12 protein-coding genes are annotated in these 12,470 nt (G+C 54.4%); 7 read left to right on the top strand and 5 right to left on the bottom strand.

The annotated features are described in order from the left end of the window. Positions 1-33 precede the first annotated feature (33 nt). Positions 34-348: a monooxygenase gene (locus AYI96_RS06065; protein WP_071476271.1), complete on the bottom strand. Its 315-nt coding sequence runs from the start codon at positions 346-348 to the stop codon at positions 34-36. Positions 349-554: 206 nt separating this feature from the next. Here AYI96_RS06065 and AYI96_RS06070 point away from each other — a divergent pair, with 206 nt between their 5' ends. Both AYI96_RS06070 and AYI96_RS06075 read left to right on the top strand, forming a co-directional pair. Then, positions 555-893, top strand: a complete 339-nt coding sequence (locus AYI96_RS06070) for a winged helix-turn-helix transcriptional regulator (protein WP_039033759.1) — start codon at positions 555-557, stop codon at positions 891-893. Further along, positions 890-1,312: a DUF2809 domain-containing protein gene (locus AYI96_RS06075; RefSeq protein WP_222116202.1), complete on the top strand. Its 423-nt coding sequence runs from the start codon at positions 890-892 to the stop codon at positions 1,310-1,312. The genes AYI96_RS06070 and AYI96_RS06075 overlap by 4 nt, the downstream gene beginning before the upstream one ends. A 205-nt stretch (positions 1,313-1,517) precedes the next feature. On the opposite strand, the gene AYI96_RS06080 is transcribed toward AYI96_RS06075, so the two are convergent. The 4 genes from AYI96_RS06080 to AYI96_RS06095 form a co-directional block, all read right to left on the bottom strand. Further along, entirely contained in the window at positions 1,518-1,988 is a 471-nt protein-coding gene (locus AYI96_RS06080; RefSeq protein ID WP_039033758.1) for a cupin domain-containing protein, read from the bottom strand. A 139-nt stretch (positions 1,989-2,127) separates the two neighbouring features. After that, the gene (locus AYI96_RS06085; protein ID WP_144361203.1) at positions 2,128-2,976 is read right to left on the bottom strand and encodes a hypothetical protein; all 849 of its coding nucleotides are present in this window, start codon (positions 2,974-2,976) and stop codon (positions 2,128-2,130) included. Then, entirely contained in the window at positions 2,973-3,551 is a 579-nt protein-coding gene (locus AYI96_RS06090) for a sigma-70 family RNA polymerase sigma factor (protein WP_100145235.1), read from the bottom strand. Before AYI96_RS06090 ends, AYI96_RS06085 begins: the two co-directional genes overlap by 4 nt. 119 nt (positions 3,552-3,670) lie before the next feature. Then, positions 3,671-5,641, bottom strand: a complete 1,971-nt coding sequence (locus tag AYI96_RS06095; RefSeq protein WP_234500690.1) for a vWA domain-containing protein — start codon at positions 5,639-5,641, stop codon at positions 3,671-3,673. 322 nt (positions 5,642-5,963) lie between these two features. Between AYI96_RS06095 and dauA the strand changes: the two genes are divergently transcribed. The 5 genes from dauA to purE all read left to right on the top strand — a co-directional run bounded on the left by dauA (position 5,964) and on the right by purE (position 12,469). After that, entirely contained in the window at positions 5,964-7,751 is a 1,788-nt protein-coding gene (dauA, locus tag AYI96_RS06100; RefSeq protein WP_144361204.1) for a C4-dicarboxylic acid transporter DauA, read from the top strand. Positions 7,752-7,983: 232 nt separating this feature from the next. Continuing rightward, on the top strand, positions 7,984-9,069 hold the full coding sequence (locus AYI96_RS06105; RefSeq protein WP_144361205.1) for an alpha/beta hydrolase: 1,086 nt from the start codon (positions 7,984-7,986) through the stop codon (positions 9,067-9,069). Positions 9,070-9,079: 10 nt separating this feature from the next. Beyond that, complete coding sequence (locus AYI96_RS06110) at positions 9,080-10,471, top strand: SPFH domain-containing protein (RefSeq protein WP_144361206.1); 1,392 nt, start codon at positions 9,080-9,082, stop codon at positions 10,469-10,471. Positions 10,472-10,569: 98 nt separating this feature from the next. Further along, positions 10,570-11,736 carry a PQQ-dependent sugar dehydrogenase gene (locus AYI96_RS06115; RefSeq protein WP_144361207.1) on the top strand — a complete coding sequence of 389 codons (1,167 nt, stop codon included), beginning with the start codon at positions 10,570-10,572 and terminating at the stop codon, positions 11,734-11,736. Positions 11,737-11,977: 241 nt separating this feature from the next. Further along, entirely contained in the window at positions 11,978-12,469 is a 492-nt protein-coding gene (purE, locus tag AYI96_RS06120; protein WP_025010942.1) for a 5-(carboxyamino)imidazole ribonucleotide mutase, read from the top strand. Position 12,470: the final 1 nt, after the last annotated feature.

Raw genomic sequence — 12,470 nt, forward strand, 5'->3', positions numbered from 1 at the left:
TTAGCAAATGTGTCGGCAGGCATACTGAAAAAATCAAACTGATAGCGGCCAGCCGTGGGTAATTTTACTCAAGGGTTCATTCACATCGAACAGCCTGATGCGTATGTTGTGGGCGCCCATGGCCGCCACTCGTTGTGAGTGCATGCAAGCGTAAGCTTCGGCGCTGGCTTCATCTTCAAATAGATAGATGCCACCGGCCTCGCCGCTGCGTGGGTTTTCGGTCCAGATTTTGGCAATGAAACCCGGCTCCCGGGTAATGGACTCGGCCAGAGGCTTGGCCTGCTCAGTCAGGGCATCGCCCATCATTTCGGCGGGAAATTCAAAATCGATTTGCAATAGAGTGGTCATTCAACCCTCCCCTTGGTTTGCGGATTAATGTCAGGGAAGATGCAAACAAGTGATTGGCCTTGAATGCCTGTCACTGTTAATGCTGCTCGCTTGGCAGATAGCAGCATGAGAACCTTCCTTATGAAATCATAAAACTGCGGCGCGTTCGCTACAAGGAGGCACAAATTGGTGGCATAGTTACCCTAAAGTAACTTGCGCCCAGCCTTATGACACTCAATCAGCAAGCCCCTCTCTGCCCGGCCTATCAGGTTCTGCGGCTGATCTGCGGCAAATGGAAACCCGCCATTCTGTTCCTGCTGCAACAGCAGCCACAGCGCTTCAGCTACTTAAAACGGCATCTACCCGGTGTCAGTCAAAAAGTGCTGACCGCTCAGCTAAAGGAGCTGGAGCAAGACGGCGTACTCACCCGTACTCTCTACCCTGAAGTGCCGCCCAGGGTCGACTATCGTCTCAGCCCGCTTGGAATGGCACTGTTGCCGCTGCTGGAGCAGATGCACCTTTTTGCCGAGCAAAACGCCGACTTGCTGACGGGAGAGGCCCAATGAAGCCTGTGCCCTGGCTCGATGGCATGAAGCGCTGGCATTTTGCCTTGGCCACGCTTTTATTATTCGGTACTGAAATATTGATAGCCCGCTACGCCCCGCCCGGCTTCATCCGCGGGTTTATCGGCGATCTGCTGGTAGTAATATTGATGTTTTGCGCCCTTAAAACTCTTACCCCTTGGACAAGTCGGTTGCTGCTTCCCTTGGTGCTGGCATTTGCCTTCGCCATAGAGTTTGGTCAGGCCTTTGGCTTGGTGGATAAGCTGGGGCTGGGCCATATTCGCCTGGCACGAATCGTTATCGGCAGCCACTTCGACTGGCTGGATCTGCTGGCATACAGCCTGGGTTGTTTGCTGTTACTCCCGGGCTCCCTGGCGTTATCTTTCCCGGGGAAGAGACAAGCTCAAAGTGCCCGGGAATAACCCCTGAATAAAACTCAGTTTCGGTGCTTGCTCCCCGGCTTAGGCCAATATCAGCACCACCTGGGCGGCATTGGGCTGAGAATTACCCGCTAAGTCGGGCTAAAAGACCGGGAGCAGGTTGGCAGCTGCCCCCCGTGGATTTGACGGTTCAAAAAGGCGGTTTAAAAATCACGGCTCAAAATAAGCTTAAACCTTGTAACGCTCGCTAGCGGGTCAGGCGGTTTATCAACACCTGATGCTGAGGGAAACGCTCGAGCAGTTCATTACGGCCGAACAGCTTGAAGTCATCGAAAGTAAAGCCAGGTGCCACCATACAACCTACCAGCGAATAGCCCGGATTATTCATTGCCGAACCAAAAATAGTGCCTTTGGGCACCAAGACCTGTGGCCGCTCACCTTTGGCCAAGTCCATCCCGAGTTGCGCCTCGGTCAGCTCACCCTGCTCTGAGAGCATATATATGGTCAGCGACTCGCCACTGTGGAAGTACCACATCTCATCGGCCGTCAGTTGATGCAGGTGGGACACTTCCCCCGTCTTGAGCATAAAGTAGATGCTGGTCCACAGGTTACGGCTATCATCATAGTGGCTGTCCGAAACGAATGAACGACCGAAATACCCGCCCTCAACATGGGGCTCAAGCTCGAGTGCCTGGATAACATCATCGGCGGTCAACATAAAAAACTCCTGTTATTAAAATGAGGGCAGGCTCCCTGCCCTGTGATGGATTGAAACTGACTGACTTCCCGGTAACTTTTTTTAAGCCCAGTAACTCTCTTTAAACTCAGTCACTCTCTTTTAAGCTCAATCTTTAGTCTCAGTGATTCTCTTTGACTTCGAGACTCTGCTCGAGACGCTCAAGCAAGGCTTGCCAGCGCTCGCTCTGCTCGCGATTAAGCGCTTGCGCATTCTCGGGCGCCGTAGCCTGATGGATAAAGGACTGCTGCTTCAGTTGCTGCTGGGCCGCTTCTTTCACCAGAGCCGCTTCATTTAGGCTCAAGGCCTTGGCTAAAGCATCCGGCAGCGTCAGTTGATAATCTGCAACTATGCCTCGTACCAGCACTGCCGCCTGTTCAAGTTCACCGGCTTCGATGGTACTTGTCAGCAGATCCAATCGGCCGTCGATATCACTTGGCTGCGCGGCCAGAGCTTGCTGCTGCCTGGGGGCCATTCCCGCTCTTTGCTGCACACTCTGTTCTGCCACGGCGCGATTCTTGGCAGCAGCGCTTTCTTGAAGATGCATATCCTGTTGCTGAACAGCCTGTTCCTGAGGTGCCGCTCGCTTGGCGGCCATGGACTGCGGCGCCGCCATCGGCTCAACTCTGGCGGGCTGCGCCGCATCTTCAGCGCTATCTGGCTGCGGGCTGATTTCCAGATTAGCCGGAGCACTGAGCTGCGGCGCCGATGCGTTTCGCAGTTCGGGATTCAGAATAAACAACCCTGCCACCAGCATCACAGAAGCCGCTGCGGATAGGCCATATCTGTGCTTTTGCCAGAAACCGGGTGCCGGACGGATCACCTCTGGCGCTTGACGGCAGTTGTCCCTCGCCTGCTGCAGAATTTGCTGATCCAGGGCCAGAGGCGGCTGCTCGACAGCACCTTCACGATAGAGCGCATCTATCTGCGACTCTGGTGTGGCAGCATCATCGCGTTTGTTCTCTGTCATTCAATGCTCTCCTGGGTCTTGCGCCCCAAACAGTCACGCAGGCTCTGATAGGCATAACGTATCCGGCTCTTGGTGGCCTCCAGCGTCGCCCCGACAACTTCACTGATCAGTTGCGCCGTCAGCCCGGACTCCTGATTCAGCAAAAAGGCTTCCTTCTGCACCTGGGGCAAGAGACCAATGCACTCCTTGAGCCAGGCGACCTGACGACTTCGCTGCAGTTCGCTATCCGGCTCAGCGGTTTGTGGGCCCAGCAGATTGGCCTGCGCATCCGGCTCATCCTCATCTATGCTGAGGCTGTCGACCGGTTTAACCGCCCGCACATGGTCAATCAGCAGGTTGTGAGCTATCCGGTACAGCCAGGTAGTAAACTTGGCGCTGGGTTGATAACTCTGCGCCGCCTTGATCACCCGGCTCCAGGTTTCCTGATACAAGTCTTCAGCCAAGGCCATGTCACTTAACTGACGGACAAAATACCGGTAGAGTCCGCCCTTGTGTTTAAGATAGAGGCGCTCAAAAGCTTGGGCATCCCCGGCGGCATAAGCCAGCATCCAGGTCTCATCCTCTCCACTTGGCATTCCCGTCTGCCTTTGCTGTTCCAAATTCTCTCTCCTGACCGGCAGCTTAATTGGTTATTGGGATGAGAGTTTGCCTCTACACCATTGGGCTGTAAAGCCCGCTGGCGCGACTCTGGATCTCAGTTTTGCCTACGCCCCTGTCCCAGTGGTTTAAATCCGTCGGCCGGCATAGGTTCAAACATAGCTTCGGACACAGATTCGGCTCTGGTTTTATCTGCCACGACTTTGCGTCCGGGCTTAAGCGCGCCTTGCCCGGCCAACAGCGCGGCGCTGCGAGCCAGGCTGACAAACTCATGTCGATAACCGTATGGGTCTTCGCCCTTGGCCGAATCGGCAAGCTCGGCGACCCGGCGCCAGTCAAAGTCATGCAGATACACTGAGCCGTTAAGCAGTTGCCCAAGCCCGGCTACCGCCGCGGCGAAACGCAGATCATCACTGGCGAGCGCAAGCGACTTGTGGGCAGAATCCAGGCGAATGCCGTGAGTATAAAGCTGGCTCTTGCTGTCTTTGCTACTCTCACTCAAGGGCGGTTTGGCTCGCAGTTTCAGATAGCCAAGCTCTTCACGGCTGTATTTTTCCTTGCCGCTGACAGGGTCGCGACCATAGCGCAATGCATCGTTGGCCAGGTTATGTGAATCCGTAAGGCTGAGCTCATACAGGGCCGTCACCGCATGTCCGGCGCCCATTTCGGCGGCGTCGACCTTATCGTTGTTGAAATCCTCCCGCTTGAGGGCGCGGTTTTCATAGCCGATGAGGCGATACTCGGCCACCAGCGCCGGGTTGAACTCGAGCTGCACTTTGACATCCGACGCTATGGTCAGCAGGGTGCCGCTACGCTGCTCCACCAGAATTTTACGGGCCTCGCTCAAAGTATCGATATAAGCGTATTGGCCATTCCCCTTATCCGCCAACTGCTCCAACATACTGTCGCGGTAGTTGCCTAGGCCAAACCCCAGAGTCGTCAGGCCAATCCCCTGCTGCTTTTGTTGTTCAACCAGTGCCAGCAGCTCCTGCCTGCTGGTCAGACCCACATTGAAGTCGCCATCGGTGGCCAGCAGAACCCGATTCACCCCGCCACTGATAAAGTGCTTGCGGGCCAAACGGTAAGCTGTTTGGATGCCTTCGCCGCCATTGGTGCCGCCGGCGGCCTTAAGCTCAGCCAAAGCGGCGTCTAGGCTCTCTTTATCGGCACCATTGATACCGTCCAGTACTACGCCGGCCTCACCGGCATAGACAACTATCGACACCTTGTCCTCTGAGGTGAGCGTATCGCTGAACATTTTGATGGCCGATTTCAGCAGCGGCAACTTGTCCTGCGATGACATGGAGCCGGAAACATCCATTAAGAACACCAGGTTGGCGGCGCCTATCTGACTGGCAGGCACTTCATAACCCTTAAGCCCGATACGCAGCAACATCTTGCCTTCATTGTAAGGCGACGGTGCCAGCTCAGTACTGATGGAGAAAGGCTCGCCTTTGTCCGGCTGTGGGTAGTTGTAGTCGAAATAGTTAATCAATTCCTCGACTCTCACTGTGCCCTTGGCTGGCAATGCTCCCAGGTTGATACTGCGCCGCATCAGGCTGTAACTGCCACTGTCCACATCGACGGAAAAGGTCGATAACGGTGTTTCGCCCGCCACCATGATGCCGTTGGCGATATACACCTCCGAGCCATTGGCAAGCACAGTGGCGCTGGGATAATTCACATCCGCCAGAGTCAATTCAGCAGGCACGCTCAAGCTTCTTGGCTGGACACTCGGCTGGTACAAAGTCCGTGACGATGCAGCGCCGCTGACGGCTAACTTCTGAGCTTGCGCATGGGTTATAGCATTCGCGATATCCCGCCCGGGGTCTTTGCTTGGCAGCACAGTAGTTTCAACCTCAGAGGACTGAGGCTCACTCGCTTGATTGGCTACCTTGGGTGGCTCATGGGACTGCTGTGGCTGACAGGCAGTCAGCCACAAACTGCCAACTAGAATGGCCAACAGGCTAAGATGATATTGGCGCCCGGCAATGGCGGCGCTTTGATTTATCCCCATCTTCCCTTTGGTACTCACCTTGCATTTGCCTGGCAACATTGTCGCCTTCATAACATTTCTCCTTATTCGGCTGTTGTTATTGCAAACGGGCAGCAGAAGCAAAAGGGTTATCGAACCCACAATAAATCTTGCAAATAAGCCAAAGCACTGGTGAATGATGGCTAAGAAACGCCAAGCGACCAAGGCAGATAAAAAGAGAAGAGCAAACGTGAAAAACAGAATTGCTTTCGACCAAACACACTTTTACCCCAAAAAAAAGCTTAAAACTTAGCTTTTGAGCCACACGTCACACAAGACGGGTTTACAGAAGCCTAAAATAACGGCTCTTTTTTTCCGGCCACAAGCCGGTTCGATTTTCTGGAGCCCTGTCGACGTGCCTCACATAAGCAATTTCAGAACCCAACTTTTTTCTTTGCGCCTAGGCCATGCCCTGCGTGAAGTCATCGCCAAGGAAGGCTATAGTGGTAAACACTTTGGCCAGGATCTGATGGCCGGGGTCACAGTGGGGATCATCGCCATTCCATTGGCTATGGCTTTGGCTATAGCCAGTGGTGTTGCCCCTCAATATGGTCTCTATACCGCTATCATAGGCGGCTTTATCATCGCCCTTACCGGCGGCTCACGCTACTCAATCTCTGGCCCAACCGCGGCCTTTGTGGTGCTGCTTTATCCCATAGCTCAGGAGTTTGGCCTCGCCGGTCTGTTGATGGCGGGGATGATGTCAGGGGGGATTCTGATAGCCATGGCGCTGCTGCGCCTTGGTCGCCTGATCCAATATATTCCCCAGTCGGTGACGCTGGGCTTTACCGCCGGGATAGGCGTAGTCATTGCGGTTTTGCAGCTGAAAGACTTCTTCGGCCTCCCGATAGACAGCATGCCGGAGCAGTTTGGTGAAAAGCTGCAGGTACTGGTACTGGCACTGCCACAAACCGATTTTCCCAGCTTAGTGGTCGCATTGGTCACTCTGGCTGTGATGCTGTTGTGGCCAAAACTGAAATTGCCGGTACCGGCGCATCTGCCGGCCATCATTATCGGCAGTCTACTGGCACTGCTGCTCGGCAGCTTTGGGCAAGAGGTAGAAACCATAGGCAGCCGCTTCCATTATCTGCTGCCCGACGGTAGCCAGGGCAATGGTATTCCCCCCTTCCTGCCAAACTTTGAGTGGCCTTGGTTGCAGCCCGGGCCGGATGGTGAACCTCTGGGGCTTTCCTGGCAGATGGTAAAAGCCCTGGCCCCAGCCGCCTTTGCCATCGCCATGTTGGGCGCCATCGAATCCCTGCTGTGCGCCGTAGTGCTCGATGGCATGACAGGTAAGCGTCACAGCGCCAACAGTGAGCTGCTTGGTCAGGGGATAGGTAATATATTGGCCCCTTTCTTTGGCGGTATCACGGCTACAGCTGCCATCGCCCGCAGCGCGGCCAACGTCAAGGCCGGTGCCTTTAGCCCGGTATCGGCGATTATCCACTCCCTGGTAGTACTCCTGGGGCTGGTGGCGCTGGCCGGCTTACTGTCCTTCCTGCCGATGGCGGCCATGGCGGCCTTATTGCTGGTTGTAGCCTGGAACATGAGCGAAGCTCCCAAGGCCTGGCAATTGCTGAAAACCGCGCCGCGCAGCGATATCTGGGTATTTTTAAGCTGCTTTTTCCTGACGGTAGCGTTCGACATGGTGATCGCCATCTCTTTCGGGATCATGCTGGCGGCCCTGCTGTTTATGAAAGAGATCGCCGAGATGACCCGCCTCTACGATATCAGCCACAATAAACGTTATATTGACCGGCCACTACCGGACGATTGGGTAGTACTTAAGATTAATGGCCCACTGTTTTTTGCCGCGGCGGAGCGCATCTTTGCTGAAATCGCGCAGATGACTCAGGATAAACAGACAATCGTGCTCTATATGGATGGGGTGTCCATTCTCGATGCCGGTGGTATGGCGGCGTTGAACAAGCTGATACGCAAATGCCAAAGTAACGATACCCGTTTGCTGGTTGCCGATCTGCAATTCCAGCCAATCCGGACCCTGGCCAAGGCCAAGGTTCAGCCTATCGAAGGTGTGCTCAAGTTCTATCCCACTTTGAGAGAGCTAATTGAAGAACAGGTGCCGCTCAGCATAGATGGTCAAACTAGCGCAGAAGCCGCCCATATCAAACCGGCACAATAGCACTATTGAGCATTGATTATACCTTCACGCGCCCGGTCTTATCCGGGCGCTCGCTTATCCCGCCAAAGTAATAACCATCGCAAACTACTGACACAATTGTAAGAGATTGGCTATCCCCCCCACTTAAGCCAATCTGCTAGTATGCGCGCTGATAAAAAGGGCGTTGATTAAAAAGCACAGGATAAAAAAGGCGCAATATTGATTTGCCGCCGTACATTGCAAAGGACTGGGAATGCAAGCAAAACAAACAAAGCTCTGTAACCTGTTAAAGCTGGTTGCCGGGCTGGGACTATTCAGCCTGAGCCAACTGGCGCAGGCTAATGAGGATAAAACAGAAGCGGAGATCCGCTGGCAAACACTTAGCCCGATAGCCAACCTGTATCTGAGTCAAGCCAACGCGGAAGACTTCATCGCCCAAGGAGATAATGAAAAAAGCCGCTACAACAACTACGCCGGTGCCCTCGCCTATTACCTAATGGCCACAGAACGCGATAGCAGCAATATCTGGGCGCCCTATCAAGCCGCCGGTACTCTGGCAATGCTGGAACTTAAAGACCAGGCTATCGAAATGCTGCAACTGGCCGACAGCCGCGGCCTGTGGCAACAGATAATGCTTGAGGAAGACGAAGAACTTAACGCCATCAGAGACTCGGATGAGTACCGCGCCGTGCTGGAAAAGGTTAAACGTCGTTATCCTCAGCATGCAAAAGATGCCGGTACAGCTTATATCCACCACCCTCATGGGACAGCCCCTGAAGGTGGCTGGCCTGTGCTGGTCTGGTTATCCGGCTATGGCACAGAAGGCAGCAACAGCACCCATATGGCCGAACTGCTGACGAGTGAACGGGCAATATTTATCGGCATCAACGGCACGGAAAAGCTCAATGAGCACAGCTTCCGCTGGGCCAGAACCGAAACCGAGTCCAGTCACCGGGCGGTGCAGCAGGCTTTAGCCCTGGCGGCAAAGACCAGCCCTGTCAACAAGCAGAAAGTAGCACTGATGGGCTTTTCCCAGGGTGCCCTTCACAGCGCTCACCTGCTGGCCAAACACCCGAATGATTATGTCGGCGCCCTGTTATTGTCGGCAGGCGGTATGCAAACCGAGCTCAAAACTTCGGCCCCCGCCGGTAAGCGACTGGTCATCTCATACGGCGAACAGGAACACAGCAGTAATCTGGCGCTGGATAAACAGCTGGAACAATTTTTTAGCCCGGATAATCAACTGCAGCTCAAACCGCATCAGGGCGGACATTTCTTTGATGATGCCTGGCAGCAGAAATACCCGGATTATGTCAATTTCGTATTGGAACTCAATTAAGGAAGATTAGATGGAACTGAAAAGTACCTCAGGTTTTAAATCCTATTTTACCCCCAAGCGCATTCTGATAGGGGTGGGCATATTGGCGGCCCTGGGTATTGCCCAAAGCTCAGTATTGATGACAGATGCCGGTTACACCTATGTGCATCAGAACAATGTTACCGGCTCTTTGGATGTGTTCACCGAGCCCGGCATCCACTTTCGCATGCCGTTTCTGTCGAAAATAACCCGCTATGATCAGGTCGTTACCGTCTCCTTTGGCAACAACCAGGGCGAGGTATTCTACCAACGTCTGCCGGCGCTGCAGGTACGTTTTGCCGATACCTACACAGGCCAGGTACCGGCCACTTTCCGCTTTAAGCTGTCTTATGATCCCGAGCAGCTCAAGACCATGCATCGGGAGTTTCGCTCCAACGACAACCTGATTGACACCATGTTGATCAAAAACGCCCGCAACGTCACCGTGATCACCTCAACCCAATATACCGGCGAGGAGTTTTTCCAGGGCGGCCTCAATCAGTTCAAGGCACAACTGTCGGATCAGCTCAGCAACGGTATCTATACCACTGAGCGACGCCAGGTTGAAGTCGAGCAGGTGGATCTGGTGCCGGTGGGCTTCGATCAGGAAGATTCCAACAAGCTGCAAGCCACCAAGCAATTGGTGTTGAAGACAGTGCCTATTACCGACAAGAGCGGTAATCCGGTACGTCAGGATAACCCGCTAAAACATTATGGAATCACGGTCACCCAGGTCACTATCGGCGATCCCAAGCCGGAAGATCAACTGGACAAGCTATTGACCGACAAGAAAAAACTGGTTGCCGAACGGATCCGTACCATTCAAGAGCAGGAAACCTCCAAGGCCCAGGCCAAGACGGAGCAGCTGCGCAAAGAGATCCAGCGTACCCGCGAAGTACAGGATGCCCAGCGTGCCAAGGAGCTGGCGGTTATTGCCCAGCAAAAAGAGGTTGAAGTGGCGCGGCAAATCGCCGAGCGTGAACTGGTGGAAGAACGCAAGAAGAAAGATATCGCTACCCTGAGCAAGGCCAAGGAGCTGGAAATCGCCCAGGCCAACCTGGAGATCCAGAAAGCCAACTCGGCCTCGGCCATGTTTGAGGCCAAGGCGATCCGTGAAAAAGGGATAGCCGAAGCCGACGTACTGGCGGCGAAATACAAGGCATTGGGTGCTCATGAGAAAGTGTATCTGGCCGAGCTGAATCGGGATGTAGCCAACGCCCTGTATCAGAACCTGCCCAACTTCAAGGTGGATATGCCGAAGAACTATATCAACGGCAGTGGCGGCAACGGCATGACCTCCAATCTGGACGTGATCACCGGCTTGTCGGCGTTGGGACTGATGGAAAAAAGCACCACCCTTGGCAGTAAAGCATCCGCCAAATAACAGGCTGGCTAGAAAGTCAATTTTAGGGAGGCTTAGCCTCCCTTTTTATTCGCCTTCATTTCAGGTCATACTGATATGCCCAACCGCAAGGAGGCCTTATGTCTAAGCACTCATCCGTTTCACTGCGCCCGCAGCGCCGCGCTATCTCGCTTGCAGCAGCTCTCTCGACGGCAGCTTTGTTGACAGCTACCGTGAGTGGCTCTGCACTGGCTAAAAATTCAGCGCCATCGGTACTGAAGGATATCCGCCTGCCCCAGGGCTTTAAGATAGAAGTCTATCTGGATAATGTCGCCAATGCCCGCCAGATGGCGCTTGGCAGCCAGGGCACACTCTTTATCGGCAGTCGCGGCGAAGGTAAAGTCTATGCCGCAATAGATACAGATGCCGATGGCCGCCACGACAAGGTCAAAGTGATCGCCTCCGGGCTCAATATGCCTTCCGGGCTGGCTTTTCGGGACCAGACTCTCTATGTAGGCGCCGTGAGCCAAATTCTCGCCTTTGACAATATCGAGCAACAGCTGAGTCAGAGTGCTTCCCCGAGCTACCGAATCTTTTATGATGACTTACCCTCAGATAAGCATCACGGCTGGAAATACCTCAAGTTTGCCGCCGACGGCCGCCTGTATATACCCATAGGCGCACCTTGCAATATCTGTGATGCCGGCAGCGACTACAGCAAAATAATCAGCCTGGATCTCCAAAGCAAACAACCGAGGCTCGAAGCCGCCGGTGTGCGCAACAGTGTCGGTTTCGACTTCGACCCTATCAGTGGCCAGCTGTGGTTTACCGATAATGGCCGCGACATGATGGGAGACGATATGCCAGCCGATGAGCTCAATCATTTGAGTCAGCGCGGCCAACATTTTGGTTATCCCTACGTTCATCAAGGGGATATCCTGGATCCTGAATTCGGCAAAGGTAAGCAGCCCGCCGATTTCAGCCCACCTGAAGTCAAGCTGGGCGCCCATGTAGCGGCGCTGGGGATGACCTTCTATCGCGGCGACAGCTTCCCCAAGGCCTATCACGGCGGCATTTTTATTGCCGAGCACGGTTCCTGGAACCGGTCCAGCAAGGTAGGATATCGAGTGCGTTTCGTGCCGATAAAACAGGGCAAGGCCGGTGAACCTCAGGTGTTTGCCGAAGGCTGGCTCAAGGGCGAAACCGTATCCGGACGCCCCGCCGATGTGCTGCAGTTACCGGATGGTTCCTTGCTGGTAGCCGATGATGCCAAAGGCCGCCTCTATCGCATCTTTTACTCGGGCTGATTTTTGTCCGAAACACAGTGTTCAAGGGCAGCGCGCGCCGTCCTGTCATGATATTATCTGCAGCCATTATCGCCCGGCCTTGGGAACAACGCCGGGTTAAGGACGTTGCGAACCACGCCTTTTATCAAGGCCTGTAAGCCCACGCAGAGCACGCATGGAACTGGTTTGCACCGTCCGTTACTGTACCCGACCTGGAAACAGGCAAAATATTATAAATAAAATCAGTAGTTAAGGAGTTATCATGCAAGCCCTCGTTGCTGTTGTAATGGGTTCCAAGAGTGATTGGCCCACCATGGAAGCGGCCGCAGAGATCATGGATTCTCTCAAGGTGCCCTACCATGTCGAAGTGGTTTCGGCCCATAGAACCCCAGACAAGTTGATGGAATTTGCCGCATCAGCAGCAGACAAAGGATACAAGGTCATCATAGGCGGTGCCGGCGGCGCCGCTCACCTGCCGGGTATGATAGCTTCCAAAACCCGCTTGCCTGTACTGGGCGTGCCGGTACAAAGCAAGGCTCTCAGCGGCATGGACAGTCTGTTGTCGATAGTGCAGATGCCCAAGGGTATTGCCGTGGGAACGCTGGCCATAGGGACAGCCGGGGCATTCAATGCCGGCCTGCTGGCCTGCCAGATGCTGGCAACTCAGGACTCGCAACTGGCCGAGCGCCTCGAAGCCTTCCGCGAAGCTCAGACCCGCGCGGTACTGGATAATCCGGATCCGAGGGAAGACTGAG

This window comes from Shewanella sp. MSW, from assembly GCF_007636515.1.
Lineage (GTDB): Bacteria > Pseudomonadota > Gammaproteobacteria > Enterobacterales > Shewanellaceae > Shewanella > Shewanella indica.